The sequence below is a fragment of the Streptococcus handemini genome (assembly GCF_040984445.1).
Taxonomy (GTDB): Bacteria; Bacillota; Bacilli; order Lactobacillales; family Streptococcaceae; genus Streptococcus; species Streptococcus handemini.
Window position 1 is genome coordinate 1 of record NZ_JBFRYH010000007.1, and the last position, 20,850, is coordinate 20,850.

21 protein-coding genes and 3 pseudogenes are annotated in these 20,850 nt (G+C 40.1%); 23 read left to right on the forward strand and 1 reads right to left on the reverse strand.

What is annotated here, in order from left to right:
• The 6 genes and pseudogenes from ABPH35_RS01810 to tnpB all read left to right on the forward strand — a co-directional run.
• On the forward strand, window positions 1–999 hold a 999-nt coding region (locus tag ABPH35_RS01810; RefSeq protein WP_349988581.1), incomplete at its 5' end, for an LPXTG cell wall anchor domain-containing protein.
• Window positions 1,000–1,048: 49 nt separating this feature from the next.
• Window positions 1,049–1,234 (forward strand): hypothetical protein, encoded by a 186-nt coding sequence (locus tag ABPH35_RS01815; protein ID WP_349988580.1) that lies wholly within the window; start codon window positions 1,049–1,051, stop codon window positions 1,232–1,234.
• Window positions 1,235–1,397: 163 nt separating this feature from the next.
• Window positions 1,398–1,610 (forward strand): annotated as a pseudogene (locus ABPH35_RS01820) (hypothetical protein); the annotation flags it as partial.
• On the forward strand, window positions 1,607–2,224 hold the full coding sequence (locus ABPH35_RS01825) for an LPXTG cell wall anchor domain-containing protein (protein ID WP_349988579.1): 618 nt from the start codon (window positions 1,607–1,609) through the stop codon (window positions 2,222–2,224). The pseudogene ABPH35_RS01820 and the gene ABPH35_RS01825, both read left to right, overlap by 4 nt.
• A 109-nt stretch (window positions 2,225–2,333) precedes the next feature.
• Window positions 2,334–2,519 carry a hypothetical protein gene (locus ABPH35_RS01830; RefSeq protein WP_349988578.1) on the forward strand — a complete coding sequence of 62 codons (186 nt, stop codon included), beginning with the start codon at window positions 2,334–2,336 and terminating at the stop codon, window positions 2,517–2,519.
• Window positions 2,520–2,556: 37 nt separating this feature from the next.
• A pseudogene (gene tnpB, locus ABPH35_RS01835) lies at window positions 2,557–2,846 on the forward strand (IS66 family insertion sequence element accessory protein TnpB).
• A 183-nt stretch (window positions 2,847–3,029) separates the two neighbouring features.
• Here the strand turns inward: tnpB and ABPH35_RS01840 are convergent.
• Complete coding sequence (locus ABPH35_RS01840; protein WP_349988577.1) at window positions 3,030–3,530, reverse strand: alpha/beta fold hydrolase; 501 nt, start codon at window positions 3,528–3,530, stop codon at window positions 3,030–3,032.
• A 57-nt stretch (window positions 3,531–3,587) separates the two neighbouring features.
• Here ABPH35_RS01840 and ABPH35_RS01845 point away from each other — a divergent pair, with 57 nt between their 5' ends.
• The 17 genes and pseudogenes from ABPH35_RS01845 to ABPH35_RS01925 all read left to right on the forward strand — a co-directional run bounded on the left by ABPH35_RS01845 (window position 3,588) and on the right by ABPH35_RS01925 (window position 20,847).
• On the forward strand, window positions 3,588–3,989 hold the full coding sequence (locus ABPH35_RS01845; protein WP_349988576.1) for a MaoC family dehydratase: 402 nt from the start codon (window positions 3,588–3,590) through the stop codon (window positions 3,987–3,989).
• A 112-nt stretch (window positions 3,990–4,101) separates the two neighbouring features.
• Window positions 4,102–5,031, forward strand: coding sequence for a nitronate monooxygenase (locus tag ABPH35_RS01850; protein ID WP_349988575.1), 930 nt, complete (start codon window positions 4,102–4,104; stop codon window positions 5,029–5,031).
• A gap of 541 nt (window positions 5,032–5,572) precedes the next feature.
• Window positions 5,573–6,424, forward strand: coding sequence for a ribosome biogenesis GTPase YlqF (ylqF, locus tag ABPH35_RS01855; protein ID WP_349988574.1), 852 nt, complete (start codon window positions 5,573–5,575; stop codon window positions 6,422–6,424).
• On the forward strand, window positions 6,411–7,193 hold the full coding sequence (locus tag ABPH35_RS01860; protein ID WP_349988573.1) for a ribonuclease HII: 783 nt from the start codon (window positions 6,411–6,413) through the stop codon (window positions 7,191–7,193). Before ylqF ends, ABPH35_RS01860 begins: the two co-directional genes overlap by 14 nt.
• On the forward strand, window positions 7,190–7,744 hold the full coding sequence (locus ABPH35_RS01865) for a sugar O-acetyltransferase (protein WP_349988572.1): 555 nt from the start codon (window positions 7,190–7,192) through the stop codon (window positions 7,742–7,744). The genes ABPH35_RS01860 and ABPH35_RS01865 overlap by 4 nt, the downstream gene beginning before the upstream one ends.
• A gap of 189 nt (window positions 7,745–7,933) precedes the next feature.
• On the forward strand, window positions 7,934–8,776 hold the full coding sequence (dprA, locus tag ABPH35_RS01870; protein ID WP_349988571.1) for a DNA-processing protein DprA: 843 nt from the start codon (window positions 7,934–7,936) through the stop codon (window positions 8,774–8,776).
• Between the two features lie 100 nt (window positions 8,777–8,876).
• Complete coding sequence (topA, locus tag ABPH35_RS01875; protein WP_349988570.1) at window positions 8,877–10,961, forward strand: type I DNA topoisomerase; 2,085 nt, start codon at window positions 8,877–8,879, stop codon at window positions 10,959–10,961.
• A gap of 308 nt (window positions 10,962–11,269) precedes the next feature.
• The gene (gene trmFO, locus ABPH35_RS01880) at window positions 11,270–12,616 is read left to right on the forward strand and encodes a methylenetetrahydrofolate--tRNA-(uracil(54)-C(5))-methyltransferase (FADH(2)-oxidizing) TrmFO (RefSeq protein ID WP_349988569.1); all 1,347 of its coding nucleotides are present in this window, start codon (window positions 11,270–11,272) and stop codon (window positions 12,614–12,616) included.
• Between the two features lie 88 nt (window positions 12,617–12,704).
• Complete coding sequence (locus ABPH35_RS01885) at window positions 12,705–13,145, forward strand: MerR family transcriptional regulator (protein WP_368849508.1); 441 nt, start codon at window positions 12,705–12,707, stop codon at window positions 13,143–13,145.
• Between the two features lie 4 nt (window positions 13,146–13,149).
• A pseudogene (locus ABPH35_RS01890) lies at window positions 13,150–14,066 on the forward strand (amidohydrolase family protein).
• A complete protein-coding gene (locus ABPH35_RS01895; protein WP_349988568.1) occupies window positions 14,066–14,698 on the forward strand; it encodes a putative quinol monooxygenase in 633 nt (210 codons plus the stop codon). The pseudogene ABPH35_RS01890 and the gene ABPH35_RS01895 overlap by 1 nt, the downstream one beginning before the upstream one ends.
• Window positions 14,698–15,816: a low temperature requirement protein A gene (locus tag ABPH35_RS01900; protein WP_349988567.1), complete on the forward strand. Its 1,119-nt coding sequence runs from the start codon at window positions 14,698–14,700 to the stop codon at window positions 15,814–15,816. The genes ABPH35_RS01895 and ABPH35_RS01900 overlap by 1 nt, the downstream gene beginning before the upstream one ends.
• 98 nt (window positions 15,817–15,914) lie before the next feature.
• Window positions 15,915–16,928, forward strand: a complete 1,014-nt coding sequence (locus ABPH35_RS01905; RefSeq protein ID WP_349988566.1) for a DNA glycosylase AlkZ-like family protein — start codon at window positions 15,915–15,917, stop codon at window positions 16,926–16,928.
• Window positions 16,929–17,056: 128 nt separating this feature from the next.
• A complete protein-coding gene (locus ABPH35_RS01910; protein WP_349988565.1) occupies window positions 17,057–17,881 on the forward strand; it encodes an alpha/beta hydrolase in 825 nt (274 codons plus the stop codon).
• A 13-nt stretch (window positions 17,882–17,894) separates the two neighbouring features.
• Complete coding sequence (locus ABPH35_RS01915) at window positions 17,895–18,641, forward strand: esterase family protein (protein WP_368849509.1); 747 nt, start codon at window positions 17,895–17,897, stop codon at window positions 18,639–18,641.
• A gap of 14 nt (window positions 18,642–18,655) precedes the next feature.
• Window positions 18,656–19,822, forward strand: a complete 1,167-nt coding sequence (locus ABPH35_RS01920) for an ATP-binding protein (RefSeq protein ID WP_368849510.1) — start codon at window positions 18,656–18,658, stop codon at window positions 19,820–19,822.
• Between the two features lie 272 nt (window positions 19,823–20,094).
• Window positions 20,095–20,847 carry an ATP-binding cassette domain-containing protein gene (locus tag ABPH35_RS01925; RefSeq protein ID WP_368849511.1) on the forward strand — a complete coding sequence of 251 codons (753 nt, stop codon included), beginning with the start codon at window positions 20,095–20,097 and terminating at the stop codon, window positions 20,845–20,847.
• The last annotated feature ends 3 nt before the right edge of the window (window positions 20,848–20,850 follow it).

The following is a 20,850-nucleotide window of genomic DNA, read 5'->3' on the forward strand; positions in this document are numbered from 1 at the left end:
GGTGAATCACCAACAGTGACAGTACCACAAGGTAGCACCCCAATCAGCGATAAAGATTTGATTGCCTCTGTCATTCCAAATGACAAGGAAGATGGTAAAGACGTTACCGTCACTATCAAGAATAATCCAGTTGATTACAATGTACCAGGAGTTTACGAAGTGACCTTCCTAGTAACGGATAAGGGTGGTCTAACAACAGAAGTTAAAAAGACTGTAGTAGTCACACCGAAACCAGTGGCACCAGCTATCCCTACAACTCCAATTGTTGTTGAGCAAGATACTCCAATCACACCAGATGATGTAGCTAAGAATGTGAAGTTGCCAGAAGGTGCTAAGGTGAAAACGATTGGAAAAATTCCAACGACCGAAACTCCAGGTATGAAACCAAGTGTAACAGTGACGGTTGAATTACCAAATGGTGATTTGGTAGACGTAGAAGTACCAGTATTTGTCACACCAAAACCAGTGGTACCAAATACCCCACCAACAGGTGAATCACCAACAGTGACAGTACCACAAGGTAGCACCCCAATCAGCGATAAAGATTTGATTGCCTCTGTCATTCCAAATGACAAGGAAGATGGTAAAGACGTTACCGTCACTATCAAGAATAATCCAGTTGATTACAATGTACCAGGAGTTTACGAAGTGACCTTCCTAGTAACGGATAAGGGTGGTCTAACAACAGAAGTTAAAAAGACTGTAGTAGTCACACCGAAACCAGTGGCACCGGTTATCCAGCATTCTCCAGTCGTACCAACAGCTCCAGTGGCGCCGGTTGTGCCACATTCTTCAGTCGTACCAGCAACGCCAGCGACACCAATTACTTCTTCTGTTCCGGAAGTTTCAACGGTAAAAGAAGCTCCGATAAATAAGAGCATTGAGCAAACATTACCAAATACAGGAGATTCAGCAGACAGAGTAAGTACGATATATGGTATTGCTGCGTTAGGTTTTGCGGGATTGCTTCTTCTCGGAAAACACAAAAGAGAAGAATAGGCATTTATAGTAGAGATACCTTAAGATTACAGCAACTGCGACAGATGGTGTGAATACGTCTGAACCAGGTAAGGGTGAAATAACAAATGAGGCTCCAGTTGTAACAGCTAAAGATAAAAAAGCTGAAACTCATGAATCAGTTGTTTTGACAAAAGATGTTGTTATTAAGGGCAAAGAAGACGATTCTTCAATTACAGATGCCAAAATACGGAAGAGCCAATGTATATCATTGTGAAACCTGATGGAACTAAAGTAACTTTAATGAAAAAAGCATTTGTTCCAACTCAAGCAGGTGAACACACAGTAACGATAGTGACGGAGAAGAAGGTAAAACAACTGTTAAATTATCGGTTGTCACTACTGCTCCAAAGCCGGATCCCACGCCTGATAAAGACAAGTACCAACCAGGTGTGGGTGTTGTCACCGTACTGCAAGGTAATCCAATCAGTGTTAAAGATATTCTTGATAAGGTTACCATCCCAGAAGGTTCAGGAGGAAGCGCAGTGGTTACTGGAACTATTCAAAGTACCGATGATGGAGATAAAAGAGCTGTTATGGTAGTTGTGACTTACCCAGACGACAAATCACTGATACCGTTGAAGTACCTGTGATTGTCGTCAAGAAAGCGGATTATCCATCGTCAGTTCCATCTCAAAGTGGAGAACCAGGTGAGGATAAGCAGCAAACACCGCCTATTAACGGCTCTACAATAAATAATAAAAGAAATACTAATGTTCTTACTGTAGATAGCAATAAAGTTTCTAAATTGGATACAAAACAAACAGCTCCTACAGATGACAAGAAAGTAGTCACTCCGGTAGCTTCTGTAGTAAGTTCTAAGGTAGAGGCCATGAATGTACATGAGAATCGTTTACCAGACACTGGTGACACTGCGTCACATCTTGAGTTTATCTATGTTACAACCGCCCTTAGTTTGGCCGCTTTAGGTATGGTTAGTAAAAAAAGAAAGGAGAAGAATAGCCAAGTATTAAAGAGCAAAAGTCTAGTTTGTGGTATGACAGCAGGACATTTATTTGTAAGAGATGTGGCCGAAAAATTACGACAATCCAAGGAAAATTGGATTGTAGGTCTGTATTTTGTAGTGCTCTTTGTAGCAGACGTTATTGGCGACATCCTGAGAGAAGGCATCGAACAAATGAATGTGCTTCATGACAATCTAATGATTTTTAGGGGAGAAGGCAACTGTCTTCTCCTTTTGTGTTGAATAAACTGTTAGTATTAGGTAGGTAAATGGTAAGCGCCCATAACGAGGTATCTACCGAGATTGTCAGTTCTCCAGTATACTGTTATAAAAACAAAACTGGAGGTTTTTTATGTCACACCCCATCGTCCCATTGACTGTTCCCCAATCTCGACGCTTTGAGAAGAAGAGTAGGAATGATATTTTGATGAAAATTCGTCTCGGCAAAGTGGAAGTCAGCTTCTTCCAATCTATCAACCAAGAGGTATTGGAAACAATCTTGGATAAGGTACTAGTCTATGACCATCCGACTAAGTGATTTAGGACAAGTTTACTTGGTTTGTGGGAAAACAGATATGCGTCAAGGGATTGATTCCTTGGCCTATCTTGTCAAAAGTCAGTTCAATCTGGATCCCTTCTCAGGACAGGTTTATCTTTTCTGTGGAGGTCGAAAAGATCGATTCAAAGCTCTTTACTGGGACGGACAAGGCTTCTGCTTTATAAGCGATTTGAAAACGGCAAACTCAATTGGCCAAGTGATGAAAATGAAGTCAAAGCCCTAACATCTGAACAAGTTGACTGGCCGATGAAAGGATTTTCCGCCTTTCCCAAAATAAATGCTTCAAAAAGTCGTGATTTCTATTGAAATCATGGCTTTCTTTGTAACCGCCCAATATACTCCGTTATGGAGCGGTTACTTTTATGATGGAGTCTTTTAAACAGAGTTTTTTAGGTTGTTGACGATGCTCCTGTCGTTCTATTTGTGAAAAAAACTTCAAACTCTATCAGTTTTACTAATAAGTTAATTAAATTTTATTAATTAGATTTTTTAGGAAATCCGCGTTATGATAAAGATGTCAACAACATGTAAGCGTTTCACAAATAACAGATTGCAAGAAAAAGGCAGTGGAGTGAGTGAGAAGGATTGCTCTTGTAAATAACCTTTTAGACCTAAAGAGGAGAGCAAAAAAAGCTTTTTAATTGATTGCGGTCGAATAGTAGCCATCTCTAGTGCCACTCCTCCACCCGCTGACCATCCTAAGAGGTAATAACGATCAATCCCTAATAAATCCAAGAGGTCTATAATATCAAAAGCAAGATCTTGTAGTGATGTAATAGGTCTATGGTAGGTGGACAGACCAAAACCACGCATGTCAATAGCCAGTAATTGAAAGTTATGTTCAAGTGCGTGCATGAGTGATTGAAAATGACGACTAGAGGTTAGGTTGCCATGTAACAAAACGAGAATAGGATTGCTAGATCCTGTTTTAAGATAGTGGAGAGTCTCTCCGTTGGACAACATTTGCTTGTAAGAAGGATAAAATTTCATGGCTCTCCTTTCACTATCATTATACACAAGCAATTTTAAAAATCAAGAGGAGAAAATATGTCGCAAGAATTTACAGTTGGGCAAAGTGCTCATTTTTCGAAAACAGTTACAGAAACGGATGTGGTTTTATTTGCAGGTATTTCAGGAGATTTGAATCCTGCACACATCAATGAAATAGAAGCATCTCAAGGAATGTTTAAAAAACGGACTGCTCATGGGATGTTGGGTGCATCTTTTATCTCGACAGTCCTAGGAATGTACCTTCCAGGGCCTGGAACAATTTATTTAGGGCAGCAATTAACCTTTTTAAAACCGGTCTCAATAGGTGATACGTTGACTGCTACAGCTACGATTACGAGTATAGACGATAAGGGATGGCTAACTCTTGATACAGTCGTCTGCAATCAGGAAGGAAAAACAGTTATTAGTGGTCAAGCACAGGTAATACCTCCAAAATAATAGGTATTACAATATGTGAAGCTTTCTATTAAAATTTATAATAGCTGATCGATTGAAAACGTCACCATTTTATGCTATCCTTTTGGTAGTTAGGATTATTTAGGAGGAATTTATGAATCGTATCACTGAATTACTGGGTATTCAATATCCAATTTTCCAAGGAGCAATGGCTCAAATTTCGCGCCACCAATTAGTAAGTGCTGTCTCAAATGCTGGAGGTTTAGGTATACTAGCTTCTGGTGGTATGACAGCTGATGAAGTTCGTGAAGAAATCCGTAAAACAAAAGCCTTGACAGATAAACCATTTGCAGTTAATCTGATGTTGATGATGGATAATGTAGCAGAAATTGTAGAAGTTCTGATAGAAGAAGGCGTGAAAGTTGTTACAACTGGTGCTGGAACTCCTAAACCATATATGCCACGACTAAAAGAGGCTGGGATTATTGTAATACCTGTTATTCCATCTGTAAAATTAGCGTTAAAAATGCAAGAACTCGGCTGTGATGCAGTCGTAGCAGAAGGAATGGAAGCTGGCGGACATATTGGTGAGATGACGACAATGCCATTGACACGTCAAGTAGCAGCACACCTTGATATTCCAGTAGTTTGTGCGGGTGGTATAGCTGATGGTCACGGTTTTGTTGCTGCTTCTGCACTTGGAGCTGAAGGAGTACAGATGGGAACAGTCTTTTTAGCCGCAGAGGAGTGTCCAATCTCCGCAGCTTATAAGCAAGAAGTCCTTATCTCAGTTGATACTTCAACCGTCGTGACAGGCCGTAAATTCGGCGCGCCAGTTAGATGCTTGCGGAATCAATTAACGACTAAGTACTTAGAATTAGAAAATCAAGATATTTCTCGACATGAATTGGAAGCAATGACAATGGGCGCTCTTTCTAGAGCAGTTGAAGATGGCGATGTTGATAATGGTTCTCTAATGGCTGGTCAAATTGCTGGTTTGGTTTCTACTATACGTCCAGCCAAGGTAATTATCGAAGATGTTATGACTGAAGCAAAAGCTGTGTTGGAACATCTGTCACTTTAATATTGTGTACCATTCTATAATCTATTTTCTGTTTCAGTAGGGAGTACAGAGGAGCGCAAGCTCTTCTATACTCCCTACTTTTTCTTTTATTTTATTTCTTCTATTTGTAAAGATTAAGGTGTTGTTTTAACACCGTACATCTCTTTGTTTGTCTGGATAAAAACTATGTACCGTATAAGATTATCGGTGCTTTGTAATCAAGAATATACGTCCTTTATTTCAAATGCTAGTAAAACACGTGTGTGACGATTGTGTGATCATTTAATCTGTTTCTATCCTGATAAATTCAAGAATCGAAGTCATCTGTGTTGGGTTCTCTCAGAAAATTGAACCCAGCATAGGTGACTTTTTGATTTCCTCTGAGAATTTCAAGATAGAATCTTTTGAGAAAAATAGACAAAAATATGGTAGAATAAAAATTGTTCATAAGATTGTATGGAGATTTAGCTCTGGAATATCTTGTTTAGATAAGAAAATATGTACTAATCGGAGCTAATGTAAAAAAGGTTTCACTCCCTTACTAGGAAAGGAATGATACACGATGGCTACTATTCAATGGTTTCCAGGCCACATGTCAAAAGCAAGACGACAGGTGCAGGAAAATTTGAAATTTGTTGATTTTGTAACGATATTGGTAGATGCACGATTGCCCTTATCGAGCCAAAATCCGATGTTGACAAAGATTGTGGGAGATAAGCCTAAATTATTGATTTTAAATAAGGCTGATTTGGCAGACCCTGTAGCGACCAAGGAATGGCGGACTTACTTTGAAGTACAAGGGATTCCAACCTTAACGGTCAATTCCAAGGAACAAGCGACGGTCAAGAAAGTGACAGAAGCCGCTAAAAAATTGATGCGTGAAAAAATCGAACGTCAAAAAGAACGGGGCATTCAGATTGAAACCTTGCGTACCATGATTATTGGGATTCCAAACGCTGGAAAATCAACCTTGATGAACCGCTTGGCTGGTAAGAAAATTGCGGTAGTTGGGAATAAACCCGGAGTTACTAAGGGGCAGCAGTGGCTCAAGTCCAATAAAGATTTGGAAATTCTTGATACACCAGGGATTTTATGGCCAAAATTTGAAGATGAGCAAGTAGCCCTCAAATTGGCTTTAACGGGTGCAATTAAGGATAATCTGTTGCCAATGGACGAGGTCACAATATTCGGATTGAATTATTTCAAAACCCATTATCCAGCAGCACTGAAAGAGCGCTTTAAGCAGATGAATCTGGATGATGAAGCTCCTGAAATCATCATGGATATGACGAAGAAACTCGGTTTTCGTGACGACTATGATCGCTTTTATACCTTGTTTGTGAAAGAAGTAAGAGATGGCAAACTAGGTCTCTATACCCTCGATACCGTTGGAGATGAAGATGGCAACGATTAAGGAAATAAAAGCCCTGCTCGAAACAATCACAGATAAAGACGATCCACGTTTACAGGAATTAGCTCAGGATGTTCGAGCTGGAGTGCAAAACTTACTCCAGAAGAAATACAAGGATTTTTTAGCAGAAGAAGCAGAAGATGCTCGATTAGAGCACATGCTTTCCTATGAAAAAAAATTGTATGAAGAAGGAATTGAACTGATTGCAGGTATTGATGAAGTCGGACGAGGGCCTTTGGCAGGACCTGTTGTAGCGGCTGCGGTCATCCTTCCAAAGGGTTGTAAAATTCGCTTTTTAAATGACTCAAAAAAAATTCCCAAAAGCAAACATCAAACCATTTATGAAGAAATCATGGACAAGGCAATAGCCGTAGGAATTGGAATCAAGGACAGCCAAGTTATCGACCAAGTAAATATCTACGAAGCGACCAAGTTAGCCATGCTAGAGGCCTTGGGCAAACTATCTCAGACTCCACAACATCTGCTGATTGATGCCATGATCTTGGATACTGCTATTCCCCAGACATCGATTATTAAAGGTGATGCCAATAGTCTCTCGATTGCTGCAGCTAGTATCGTCGCAAAGGTAACCAGAGACCGCTTAATGACTGAGTTTGATGTAGTTTATCCAGGTTATGATTTTGCCCAAAACGCAGGCTATGGAACTGCCAAGCACTTGGACGGCTTGCACGAAAACGGTGTAACTCCCATTCACCGCAAGAGCTTTGAACCGATTAAATCCATGCTTGAGAACAGAGGAAAACAAGGATGACAGAACGTGAAAAAATGCTAGCAGGTGACCTATACGATGCTAGCGATGCAGAATTAGTTGAGCTTCGTAACTTGGCACGTCGTTACCGCATGGAATTTAACCAAGAATTGGACGGGGCTAAACGTAGTAGTTTGCTCAAATCATGGTTTGGTAGCACCGGGAATCAGATTTATATAGAACCTAATTTTGCTTGTGATTATGGTTGTAATATCCATGTAGGAGAGAATTTTTACGCTAATTTTAACTGCACCTTTTTAGATGTTTGTCCGATTAGGATTGGTGATAATGCCATGTTAGGTCCCAATGTACAACTTCTTACTCCTCTTCATCCCTTGGAGGCAAACGAACGGATTTTAGGTATGGAATATGGTAAACCAATTACAATTGGAGACAATTTCTGGGCTGGTGGCGGTGTGACGATTCTACCAGGCATTTCCTTGGGGAATAACGTTGTGGTGGGTGCTGGTTCTGTCGTGACTAAATCCTTTGGAGATAACCTTGTTCTAGCGGGCAATCCTGCTCGTATTATCCAGATACTTGACTTGTCGTGACAGTCTTATTGAAGCCCTCGATTTTCGACTTCTAGGGAGAGCCAAGCTAAGTTGAATGACATCTCTATATTTTTATTGGAAGATATCTAAAAATCTTGACATACGATGTTAGGATTTTTTCTTTTCGAACGATGTGAATAGTTCATACAAAAAGAAATTTTTTGCGAATAAACAAGTAGAGGTGAAAAAATGAATAACTTTGAATTGTTTAAATTAAAAAAAGCTGGATTGACAAATCTCAATCTTCAAAAAGTATTAGCCTATCAGGAAGCTACTGGAAGTTCTTTATCAATTAAGGCGATTGCGCAGATTTCTGAATGCAAAAATCCTGTTTTGTTTGTTGAGAAGTATAAGCAGCTGGATAGAAAAGCCTGTCGAGAAGAATTTAATCGCTATCCTTCGCTTTCCATTTTGGATGAAGCTTATCCTGACGCATTAAAACACATCTATAACCCACCAGTTCTCCTTTTTTATCAAGGAGATATTGCATTATTGGATAAGCCTAAGTTGGCTATTGTTGGAGCTAGAGCAGCCAGTCAGACAGGGACAAGCTCTGTTCAAAAAATTATTAAAGAATTGGGAAATCGTTTTGTAATTGTCAGTGGTTTAGCAAGGGGAATTGACACCGCAGCTCATATTGCAGCTTTAAAAAACGGTGGGAAAACCATCGCAGTTATCGGCTCTGGTTTAGGGGTGTATTATCCCAAGGAAAACAAAGAATTGCAAGATTATATTGCTCGGCATCACTTGTTGCTATCAGAGTATGAACCAAATGCTCAACCGCTCAAATATCATTTTCCAGAGCGAAATCGAATTATTGCAGGATTGTCACAAGGAATTGTCGTAGCAGAAGCAAAAAAACGTTCAGGAAGTCTGATTACTTGTGAACGTGCCTTAGAAGAAGGACGTGATGTTTTTGCCATTCCTGGATCTATTTTGGATGGAAAATCTGATGGATGTCACTATCTAATCCAAGAGGGGGCAAAGTGCATTACATCAGGCTTAGATGTTCTCTCAGAATATGTTTTTTAAAACGAGTTTTCCTATAGGAAAATAAAAACCTTGACACTTACCTAAAAATAGTATATTCTTGTGAATGTTATAGCAGTAAGAATAGATAAAAGGTAAAAATATGGTCGCAACAAAGAAGAAAGCAACAACTAAGAAAAATCTCGTCATCGTGGAGTCGCCTGCAAAAGCCAAAACAATTGAAAAATATTTAGGGCGAAATTATAAGGTAGTTGCGTCAGTCGGACATATCCGTGATTTGAAAAAATCAAGTATGTCGATTGATTTTGAAAACAATTATGAACCAGAGTATATCAATATCCGTGGAAAAGGTCCACTGATCAATGATCTGAAAAAAGAAGCTAAAAAAGCCAAACAAGTCTTTCTTGCAAGTGACCCGGATCGTGAAGGAGAAGCAATTTCTTGGCATTTGGCTCATATTTTAGGTTTAGATGAACAGGATAAAAATCGTGTCGTTTTCAATGAAATTACAAAAGAGGCTGTAAAAAATGCTTTTAAAGAGCCACGAACGATTAATCATGATTTAGTGGATGCACAGCAAGCGCGTCGTGTTCTAGACCGTATCGTGGGGTACTCTATCTCTCCTATTCTATGGAAAAAGGTTAAGAAAGGTCTATCTGCTGGACGTGTCCAATCAGTTGCTCTTAAATTGATTATTGATCGTGAAAATGAGATTAGAAATTTCAAACCAGAAGAATATTGGACCATTGATGCAACCTTCAAAAAAGGGACCAAAAAATTCCAAGCCAATTTCTATGGTGTAGATGATAAGAAGTTGAAACTTGAGACAAATGAGCAGGTAAAAACTGTTTTAGCACGTATTCAAGGTGATGACTTCTTAGTCGAAAAAGTGGATCGAAAAGAACGCAAACGCAACGCACCATTACCATATACCACTTCAACAATGCAAATGGATGCAGCCAACAAAATCAATTTTCGGACACGAAAGACCATGATGGTTGCACAGCAATTATACGAAGGAGTTAATCTAGGAACCGGCGGAACACAAGGTTTAATTACCTATATGCGTACCGATTCAACTCGAATCAGTCCAGTTGCTCAAGCACAGGTGGCAGATTTCATCACAGAACGTTTCGGTAGTAAGTATTCTAAGCACGGTAGCAAGGTCAAAAATGCGTCTGGTGCACAAGATGCACATGAGGCCATTCGTCCTTCTAATGTCCAATTAACTCCTGAATCGATTGCCAAATATTTGGATAAGGATCAGTTGAGACTCTACACCCTTATCTGGAATCGCTTTGTGGCAAGTCAAATGACAGCAGCCGTCTTTGATACCATGAGTGTGCGACTTACTCAAAATGGTGTCTTATTTACCGCAAATGGTAGTCAAGTCAAATTTGATGGCTATATGGCTGTTTACAATGACTCGGATAAGAGCAAAATGTTGCCAGATATGGAAGTCGGTGATAAAGTCCAGCGTGTCTTGACCAAGCCAGAACAACATTTTACTCAACCTCCTGCTCGTTATTCGGAAGCGACTCTGATTAAAACTTTAGAAGAAAATGGAGTTGGCCGTCCCTCAACCTATGCACCGACGATTGATACGATTCAAAAGCGCTACTATGTCAAATTAGCTGCTAAGCGATTTGAACCAACAGAACTAGGTGAGATTGTCAATCGTCTCATTGTCGAATTTTTCCCGGATATTGTCAATGTTACCTTTACCGCTGAAATGGAACAAAAGCTAGATGATGTCGAAATTGGAAAGGAACAGTGGCAGAAGATTATTGATAGTTTCTACCAGCCGTTTAAGGCTGAGCTAGCCAAGGCCGAAACTGAGATTGAAAAAATTCAAATCAAGGATGAACCTGCTGGTTTTGATTGTGATGTATGTGGTCATGAAATGGTGATTAAATTAGGTCGTTTTGGCAAATTCTATGCGTGCAGTAATTTTCCTGATTGCCGAAATACCAAGCAAATTACAAAAGAAATAGGCGTAATCTGTCCTGAATGCCACAAAGGTCAAGTCATTGAACGCAAAAGCAAGCGAAATCGAATTTTTTATGGTTGCGATCGCTATCCAGAATGTGAATTTACTTCCTGGGATAAGCCGATTGGGCGTGATTGTCCAAAGTGCCAGCATTATCTCGTTGAGAAGAAAGTACGTGGCGGCGGCAAGCAAGTAGTCTGTCCAAATGGTGACTACGAAGAAAAGAAAGTTAAATAAAAAGGAATCTTCCAATCGTAAACTGGTTCAACTATGTAAACGATAGGACCTGGAATGTATCTTCCGCTTTCTTCTTAAAATGCTATATTATCTGTCATAGGTGTATACTAACTAATTCTATGGCAGATTTTTTGCTACTATCATTTGGTCAAACATACTGCTTATTCTATTTAATTGGTCTTTGATCGAATTTATGTTATGATAAACAAGTATCAAATTAGAAAGGTTCAGGTGTGGGTAGCCCCCACATCTGGGAAATGAATGGGAAGTAATCTCATTATCCATTCATTTTTAGAGGTATTAGTCTATTGTCTCAATCCTATATTACAGTCATTGGAGCTGGTTTAGCTGGTTCTGAAGCGGCTTATCAAATTGCAAAACAGGGAATTCCTGTCAAACTCTATGAAATGCGGGGCGTGAAAGCAACACCCCAACACAAGACAGATAACTTTGCTGAATTAGTTTGTTCCAATTCTCTGCGTGGTGATAGCTTAACGAATGCAGTTGGTCTCTTAAAAGAGGAAATGCGCCGTTTGGATTCGATTATTATGAAAGCAGCGGAACAGACACGTGTTCCAGCTGGCGGTGCATTGGCTGTAGACCGAGAAGGTTTTTCGCAAATGGTGACAGAAGAGTTGCATCAACATCCCCTGATTGAGGTCATCCGTGAAGAAATCACAGAATTACCAACGGAAGGCATTACTGTCATTGCGACAGGACCTTTGACTAGTGATGCTCTAGCAGAGAAAATTCATGCCTTCAATGGTGGAGCTGGTTTCTATTTCTACGATGCAGCAGCACCGATTGTTGATGTCAATACGATTGATATGGACAAGGTCTATCTAAAATCCCGCTATGACAAGGGTGAAGCTGCCTATCTGAACGCTCCAATGACCAAGGAACAGTTTATGGCTTTTCACGATGCTCTTGTCAATGCTGAGGAAGCGCCCCTTAATTCCTTTGAAAAAGAAAAGTATTTTGAAGGGTGTATGCCAATTGAAGTCATGGCTAAGCGCGGTGTGAAAACCATGCTCTATGGTCCAATGAAACCAGTTGGACTGGAATATCCTGATGATTATACCGGGCCTCGTGACGGTGAGTACAAGACGCCTTATGCAGTTGTCCAATTGCGTCAGGATAATGCAGCAGGTAGTCTTTACAATATCGTAGGCTTCCAAACTCACCTCAAATGGGGAGAGCAAAAGCGGGTCTTCCAGATGATTCCAGGACTGGAAAAGGCAGAATTTGTCCGTTATGGGGTGATGCACCGCAATTCCTATATGGATTCGCCAAATCTTTTGACCCAGACTTTTCGGTCTAAGAAAAATCCGCAGCTCTTCTTTGCTGGTCAAATGACAGGGGTTGAAGGCTATGTTGAGTCTGCGGCGTCTGGTCTAGTAGCTGGCATCAACGCTGCTCGCTTGTTCAAAAATGAAGAAGAGATCGTCTTCCCTGAAACTACAGCAATTGGAAGTTTGCCGCATTATGTCACCCATGCAGATAGCAAACATTTCCAACCGATGAATGTCAACTTTGGTATTATCAAAGAGCTAGAAGGTCCACGCATTCGCGATAAAAAAGAACGCTATGAAAAAATTGCAGAACGTGCCTTGGCAGATTTGAGCCAATGTATGGAAATGTTGAATAACAAATAAAAGCTGGGGTTTCCTAGCTTTTTTCGCAATTCATCTTGACTTATAGTCCACTATAAGTGGTATAGTTATTGGGATAAAGGAGGAGAAAATGGCTAATACAGATAAGACCTATACGATTACAGAAGTCAGTGAACTTTATCAAATTAATTCCAATGCACTCCGCTATTATGAACGTATTGGGCTATTATCAACTATTCCGAGAAAATCAAATGGCAATCGCTATTTTACGAAAGAAATGTTGAACTGGCTTGAAATGATTATTTGCTTGCGACATTCAGGTATTCCGATTGAAGCATTAAAAACGTATGTAAAACTGCTCCAACGAGGGGAAGAAACTCAAAAAGAGCGTGAATTGCTCCTAAGAGAACAATTAGCAACCTTGTACAAACGAAAAGAGAATTTACAGCGCTCCATTGACCGCCTAGAGCACAAAGTTTCCCTCTATGAACGTGGAGAAATTAATCAAACGAACTCTTATTTTGAAGAGTACGCAATTTTAGCAGATCAGGAAAATAGTTGGAAGGAGTAGCGAAATGAAAATCGATGTATTTGCTCATATTTTACTACCGAAATTTTATGAAAAAATGCTGGTGCTAGATCCGCACTTGCCAGATAAAATGCTTTTTTACAGAATCCGGTTTTAACAGATATGACGATTAGAGCCTAGTATCAGGAGAAGGATGTCCAACAAGTCATCTCTCATGTTAATGTTAATCCAGAAGACTATGTAGAGGCTACTCATGCTTTAGAACTGGTTCATGAAGCCAATCAGGAATTATTAGAAACGCTACAAGCCTATCCAGAGCAATTTGCAGGTGGTGTTGCGATGCTTGCCCTCAATCACATAGAAGGCAGTCTTCAGATACTGGAAGAATTTGTCGTTAAAAATAAGGAAATTGTAGGGATTCAACTGTTCAGTCGCCACCTTGGTCAGTCGGTTGCTGCACCAGAATTTGAAGAAATTTTTGAAACCTGTGCAAGGCTAGAGATTCCAATCTGGCTTCATCCTGTGTTTGACGCTAGAAAACCAGATAATAACATCGTTTTTTCATGGGAATATGAGCAGACACAAGCCATGCTTGAAATAGTATAAGCGTGTTATTTTAGAAAGTATCCTGATTTAAAAATCATTGTGCATCATGCAGGGGCGATGGCGCCCTATTTTGCGGAGCGGATTCGTTATATCCTACCAGAAGAGATAGTTCAGGATTTTAAGAAATTTTACGTTGATACAGCCTTGTTAGGCAATCCAAAAGCGCTTGAATTAGCAGTTGATTATTTTGGAGTTGAACGGGTTTTGTTTGGAACGGATGCTCCTTTAGGGATTTTACTTGCAGGCCCTACCAAAGAGATTATTGCTGCGATTGAGGCGATGTCTCTTTCAACAGGAGATAAACAAGCTATCTTTTCGGATAATTGGTACCGTTTATCGAAACAGAAAGGAAGCTAATGCAACCTATTTTTAACATATTCAAACTGAAAGTAGCCGAGAGTCATCTAGAAGAATTTTTCCAAATTGGACAGACAAATTTCAACCAGTCTATCACAAAAGAAGACGGAACCTTAGCTATCTATTTGGCGAAAGAGGCCAGTCAACAAGAATTTTGTGTGGTTGAGGTCTATCGTGATGCTATGGCCTATCAAGCGCATGTTACCTCTTCGCATTTTAAGGAGTTTGCTACTTTTGCTCAAGACTCTATTCCGCACAAAGAACGTGTGGAACTGATTCCTCAAATTTTGTACGAAAAAGAACAGCCGATTCAAGAGGAGGATTTGTCAAACCTATTTGTCAAACTAACGTCTGTGATTGTCAAAGAAGATAAGGAAATACTATTTAAAGACGATCTTTTTGATGTAGTAAAGCATGCAAAAAACACGAACATTCTTTATGTTGGCTTTGTTGCAGATTCTCCCAGCACATGGTACATCATTGATATTTCTAACGTAGAAAATAGTGCAGTAGCAGCATTTCTAGAAAAGAATGATTCTATAGAACAACAAGTCAAACAAAGCCTCTCACCGCTTATTTGTGTCAACAAAGGGAATTTGAGATATAAGGCTGTTACAGAAAAGGAGGTATAGTGTCATTGATTCGACATAAAAAAGTAGAACTGACAGAACTCTTTTATGATTTAGTCTATGTTTATGCCATTTCTCAGATGACTCATCTGTTAGCTCATGCTCACCATGGAATGCTCATTTTAGAAAATGTAATCGTTTTTAGTATTGCGTTGATTATTTTTATCAATTCTTGGATGATTCAGATGGTTTTTACAAACCGTTTTGGGAAAAATAGCTTGACGAATACAGCCTTTATGTTGCTACAGATGATGTGTTTACTAGTTGCTGCAGGCTTGCTGTCCAATGATTTGCAAACCATGGTCATCCCCTTCTTTAGCACAATGGCTGTTCTCACGGTGCTCTTACTTGCACAATACGCTCTTGAGTATCACACCACTAGAAATACGGCCGATCAATACTTTATCAAGCAATTCTTTTCCATTTTAGGAGTACGAGTTATTAGCCTCTTGTCCTGTCTATTTTCGCCCTATCAGTTTAGTCTAGTCATTGCAGTTTTAGGCATTATTATAACCTGGCTCATGCCGTCTCTCCTGCTTAATCCAGCAAAAACAGGAGCGTTAAAGGGATTAACGCCAATTTCTTTTTCTCACCTGATAGAACGCTTATCCCTACTTGTCATTATTACCTTTGGCGAGATGATTATTGGGATTGCCCCTTATTTTTCTATCGAGGAATTTTCAATTTCTTCTTTATTTCCTTTTTTAATTGTGGCAAATTTATTTCTCTTTTATATTACAGAGATAGATCACAGGATCGATGTCAATAAAACGAATGTCTCAGGAAATGGCGCTATTTATTACCATTACTTCATTTTCTTCGGTTTGAGCTTTATTACAGCTGCCTTTACCTTATTGCAGGGTCAAGAGTTATCAAATAACACGATTATTGGCTTGCTTTATGGCGGCATTATCTCGTTTTTGATTGGAACTCTCCTACATGCACCTTATAACAAGACAGGCTCTAGCTGGACTCCTAAATTTTATCTTGCCGAATTAGCTCTGCCAACGATTGGCTTGTTGCTAAGCTTAATGATCGCTGAAAATGCTCTGATGCTCACCTTGGTTACTTTCCTTGTTACGGCAGGAATGACGACCTTGATGATGTGGAACAAATCATAGGTTAGTTTGTGAGTGAGAGGAGCGTTTTTACGTTTTTTCTCACTCTTTTTCTGTTATACTAGAATTAGATTAATAGTAGTATACAAGGGAGTTTTGCTATGAAGCATGAGGAATGGCAGTCAATCATTCTTGCTAAGCAAGGACTTACGAAATCCAAGACGGTAGAAGAGATTTGCCAGAACTTGAATGGATTGCAGGCACAATTTCAACCCTATGTGGATGTTGGATTTAAAACACGCCTGTCAGAAGGGGAATTTTTGGATGCTGTATGGCGGGAAAAATTGGTCCGGCAATGGTCGATTCGCGGAACGGTGCATGCCTATCTAAAATCAGAAATTCCTCTTTACCTCTATGAGGGCATGAAGCGATTTTCCCTACCTTTAGACCAGTCTAGTCGGGATGGAATAGTTTCTGCGCAGACCAAACAGCGATTTCATCAGATTTTAGTAGAGGCTTTGGCAGAACGTAGCCTGACCCGTGAGGAATTGAAGACGATTTGTCGAGAGCAAGGAATGACCAAGGAAATAGAAGCTGTTTTATTCAATGCTTGGGGTGGGCTACTTCGCTATATGGTGGAAGCAGGTGAGATTTACCAAAGCTATGGGGAGCGGCGGTTTCACCGCTTGCCTTCATTTGAACCTTGGAGTAAAGAAGCCGCAGAATTAGAAATTGCACGGCGGTATTTTGCAGGCTTTGGACCTGTTAGCCTTGCAGATGCTAGGTATTATTTCAAGGAAAGTAAGAGCAAGATTTTGACCTGGATGAAGCAACTGGATCTGCAGACGGTTGAAGTGGAAGGCGAGACGCGTTACTATTTGGGAGAGTTGGAAACGACAGCAGTACCGCGCTGTCTTTTCATCGCTGGGTTTGACCAAATTTTATTGGGTTATGAGAAAAAGGCTAACCCTTTCTTTGATTCCAAGTATATCCGCAATATTTACACCTTGACGGGGATTGTGAAGCCTGTCGTCTTTTTCAAGGGGCGCCTAGTTGCCACATGGAAAAAGGAAAAAAAGAACATCCTCTTAGACATTTTTGAGCCCTTGTCACAGACAGACTTGCAGGAATTAGAGAAGTGTCGAAAAGATTATGAGGAGGGAGGGAAGATATAACGTCTCTTCTTTCTTCTTTCTTTTTTCGTTCGTTTATTCCGAATTTTAAGAAAAAATAACTAAATTTTCTGAATATTTCATCAAAAGTATGCTATACTAGAGATACTAGAAATTGAAGTGAGAATCCTATGAACAAGTCTTATTTTTATCTGGATATGAAAACCCATGAATTGGAGGTACCTTATTCAAAGGAGAAGCGTCGTGTGCGTGTTTTGCTCCCGAAAAATTATGGAACCGATACGGAGCAATCTTATCCTGTCGTCTACTTCCATGACGGGCAAAATGTCCTTTATAGCAAGGAAGCATTTAGCGGGCATTCTTGGAAAGTCATTCCGACAATTAAACGCAATCCTGACATTGCCAAGATGATTGTGGTCGCCATTGACAACGACGGTTTCCAGCGCATGAACGAATATTCTGCTTGGAAATATAAAGAACTCAATATTCCAGGTGTTCAATTTGGTGGTAAGGGAACAGAATACGCTGAATTTGTCATGGAAGTTGTCAAACCCTTCATTGACAGTACCTACCGTACTAAGTCCGACAAGGCTCATACAGCCATGATTGGGTCTTCATTAGGTGGGAATATTACCCAATTTATGGGCTTGGCCTATCAGAATCAAATTGGTTGCTTGGGAGTCTTTTCGTCTGCTAACTGGCTCCACCAGGAAGCCTTCGATCGCTATATTGAGCGCCAAGAACTAGATAAGGAGCAACGTGTCTATATTTATGTAGGGACAGAAGAAGCAGATGATACAGATAAAACGTTAATGGCAGGCAACATCAAGCAAGCCTATATCCATTCTTCCATTTCCTATTATCGCCAGCTGATTGCTGGAGGAGTGGAATTGGACAATCTCACCCTAGAGGTTATTTCAGGCGCTATCCACAATGAAGAGGCTTGGGCAAAATATTTGCCAGATTGTTTGCGATTTCTAAGTGAAAAATGGTAAGGAGATAACATATATGCATGTAGAATTTTTAAGTCATTGGTCAGGAAATTTAGGTCGAGAGATGAATCTCAATCGTTATGGACATGCTGGTATCCCAGTAGTTGTTTTTGCTTCATCAGGCGGTTCCTATACGGAATATGCTGATTTTGGCATGATTGAGGCTTGTAAGGGCTCTATTGAAGCTGGAAAGGTACAATTTTTCACCCTAACCAGTATCGATAAGGAAAGCTGGTTAGCAGATTGGAAGTCAATCCACGATCGAGCAGAAGCACATCGTGCTTACGAACGCTATGTGATTGAAGAAGCCATTCCTTTTATCAAACATCAGACAAACTGGTTTGAGCCAATGATGACAACTGGTTGTTCAATGGGGGCTTATCATGCCTTGAATTTCTTCTTGCAACACCCTGATGTGTTTAATAAGGTCATCGCGCTTTCAGGTGTGTATGATGCACGTTTCTTCAATGGCAACCAAGACTATGGTCACGATGATGTAGTTTACCAAAATTCTCCTGCGGATTACATTTGGAACCAGAATGACGGTTGGTTTATTGATCGTTATCGCCAATCTGATATCATTGTCTGCTCTGGTCTGGGAGATTGGGAGCAGGATGGCCTGCCAAGTTTTTACACTCTCAAGGCAGCCTTTGCGGAGAAAAATATCCCTGCCTGGTTTGATGAATGGGGAAATGATGTAGCTCATGACTGGGTATGGTGGAGAAAGCAAATGCCTTATTTCCTACGTACACTAGACTTATAGAAAGGGGATGTTGTATGAATTTCATAGTTATTTCGCCCTATTATCCTGAAAATTTTCAACCCTTTACGCTTGAATTGGCCAAAAAAGGAATCAATGTCTTAGGAATCGGTCAAGAGCCGTATGAACAGTTGGGTCCTGACTTACAAGGAGCCTTAACAGAGTATTTCCGTGTCGAAAATCTGGAAGATATTGAGGAAGTCAAGCGTGCAGTTGCCTTTTTATTCTATAAGCACGGACCGATTGACCGAATCGAATCCCACAATGAATATTGGCTAGAAAATGATGCGATTTTGCGGGAGCAATTCCATATCTTCGGTGCCAAGCCAAAACATCTGCGTAAGACCAAGTTCAAATCAAAAATGAAGAAATATTTCAAGCAAGCAGGGGTTCCAGTTGTACCTGGTCAGGTCGTAAAGACTGAAAAAGATATTGCTAGAGCAGTAACAAAGATTGGTCTTCCGATGATTGCAAAGCCTGATAATGGGGTTGGTGCAGCAGCAACTTATAAATTGAGCAGTCTAGCAGATGTTGATCATTTTGCAGAGCAGTGGGACCATGAGACTGTTTATTTCTTTGAAAAATTTGTCAACTCAAGTGAGATTTGCACCTACGATGGCTTGGTAGATGCTGAAGGAAATATTGTCTTTGAAACAACTTTTGATTACCACTACACACCGCTTGATCTTTTGGAGGGTCAAAAAGACAATGCCTACTATATTTTAAAAACTATTGATCCAAAACTTCAAGCCTACGGTCGTTCGATTGTCAAAAATTTTGGTATGAAAGAGCGCTTCTTCCATATTGAATTTTTCCGTGAAGGAGATGACTATATTGCAATTGAGTACAATAATCGTCCTGCAGGTGGTTTTACCGTAGACGTTTATAACTTTGCTCATTCGATTGATTTGTACCGTGATTATGCAAGTATTGTAGCTGGAGAAGAAGTAGCGAAACGTAGCTTTTCTCCTCAATACTGTCTCGCTATTACACGTCGGGACCAAACCCAGTATCAACATAGTGAAGAGGAATTGCGTCAGCAGTATGCCCAGCAACTAAAAATGGAAAAACGCATGCCACGCGCCTTTGCTGCTCTTCAGGGAGATACAATTTACATTCTCACAACGGACAGCCGTACAGAATTGGATGATATGATTGCTTATATCAGTCAAACTCGCTCCTAATCAGCTCGTCCTGCTTTTAGCAGGCGAGTTTTTTGTGGTATAAACGTGAGCGATTGAGAAATCTTACAAAATTGTAAGGTAGAGTGACAAAGCTGTAAGGTAGCGACCTTTTAAACAAGCGTATAATAAAAGCATAAAAGGAAATAGGAGAAGTACTAGTTGAAGGAGCCAGATTAGCATTATTAATAGCAGCTGTACTTATCAAATTGCTCATGTCAAACTAGGTCATCTTTCGCCTACAAACACATACTGTAAAAGGAAAAGGAGTTTTTATGTTTTTAGAAATCAATCATTTAGAAAAAGTCTATCGTACCCGTTTTTCAAAGGAAGAAACACGTGCCCTGCAAGATGTCGATTTTAAGGTAGAAGAAGGAGAATTTATTGCAATCATGGGAGAAAGTGGGTCTGGTAAAACAACTCTACTCAATATCCTAGCCACCCTTGATAAACCAAGCAACGGGAGTGTTATTCTCAATCATCAAGACATTACTAAAATCAAAGAAAGTCAACTAGCCGATTTCCGCCTGCGTAACCTCGGATTTGTTTTCCAAGATTTTAATTTATTGGATAGCCTGTCCATCCGAGATAATATTTTTCTGCCGCTGGTATTAGCAAGAAAATCATACAATGAAATGGAAGCGCGACTAGCACAAATTGCTCCAACCTTACGGATTGAAAGTTTGCTTAATAAGCGACCCTTTGAACTTTCAGGTGGGCAAAAGCAACGAGTAGCGATTGCCCGTAGCTTGATTACCCAACCGCAATTGATTCTAGCAGATGAACCGACAGCAGCCCTTGACTATCGTAATTCGGAAGATTTACTGACCCTCTTTGAAGAAATTAATGCCACAGGTCAAACCATTCTAATGGTAACCCATTCAGCCAAGGCAGCTAGCCATGCTAGACGAGTCCTCTTTATCAAGGATGGCCGGATATTTCATCAGCTCTATAAGGCCAATAAATCAAGTAGCGATTTTGCCAAGGAAATCTCACTCAGTATGTCTGCACTTCTAGGAGGTGAGTAGGGT

Excerpts from the sequence above, each read along its gene's own strand:
- ABPH35_RS01830 (WP_349988578.1), top strand. The coding sequence starts at position 2,334 with ATGTCACACCCCATCGTCCCATTGACTGTTCCCCAATCTCGACGCTTT.
- ABPH35_RS01840 (WP_349988577.1), bottom strand. The coding sequence starts at position 3,530 with ATGAAATTTTATCCTTCTTACAAGCAAATGTTGTCCAACGGAGAGACT.
- ABPH35_RS01845 (WP_349988576.1), top strand. The coding sequence starts at position 3,588 with ATGTCGCAAGAATTTACAGTTGGGCAAAGTGCTCATTTTTCGAAAACA.
- ABPH35_RS01850 (WP_349988575.1), top strand. The coding sequence starts at position 4,102 with ATGAATCGTATCACTGAATTACTGGGTATTCAATATCCAATTTTCCAA.
- ylqF (WP_349988574.1), top strand. The coding sequence starts at position 5,573 with ATGGCTACTATTCAATGGTTTCCAGGCCACATGTCAAAAGCAAGACGA.
- ABPH35_RS01860 (WP_349988573.1), top strand. The coding sequence starts at position 6,411 with ATGGCAACGATTAAGGAAATAAAAGCCCTGCTCGAAACAATCACAGAT.
- ABPH35_RS01865 (WP_349988572.1), top strand. The coding sequence starts at position 7,190 with ATGACAGAACGTGAAAAAATGCTAGCAGGTGACCTATACGATGCTAGC.
- dprA (WP_349988571.1), top strand. The coding sequence starts at position 7,934 with ATGAATAACTTTGAATTGTTTAAATTAAAAAAAGCTGGATTGACAAAT.
- topA (WP_349988570.1), top strand. The coding sequence starts at position 8,877 with ATGGTCGCAACAAAGAAGAAAGCAACAACTAAGAAAAATCTCGTCATC.
- ABPH35_RS01885 (WP_368849508.1), top strand. The coding sequence starts at position 12,705 with ATGGCTAATACAGATAAGACCTATACGATTACAGAAGTCAGTGAACTT.
- ABPH35_RS01895 (WP_349988568.1), top strand. The coding sequence starts at position 14,066 with ATGCAACCTATTTTTAACATATTCAAACTGAAAGTAGCCGAGAGTCAT.
- ABPH35_RS01905 (WP_349988566.1), top strand. The coding sequence starts at position 15,915 with ATGAAGCATGAGGAATGGCAGTCAATCATTCTTGCTAAGCAAGGACTT.
- ABPH35_RS01910 (WP_349988565.1), top strand. The coding sequence starts at position 17,057 with ATGAACAAGTCTTATTTTTATCTGGATATGAAAACCCATGAATTGGAG.
- ABPH35_RS01915 (WP_368849509.1), top strand. The coding sequence starts at position 17,895 with ATGCATGTAGAATTTTTAAGTCATTGGTCAGGAAATTTAGGTCGAGAG.
- ABPH35_RS01920 (WP_368849510.1), top strand. The coding sequence starts at position 18,656 with ATGAATTTCATAGTTATTTCGCCCTATTATCCTGAAAATTTTCAACCC.
- ABPH35_RS01925 (WP_368849511.1), top strand. The coding sequence starts at position 20,095 with ATGTTTTTAGAAATCAATCATTTAGAAAAAGTCTATCGTACCCGTTTT.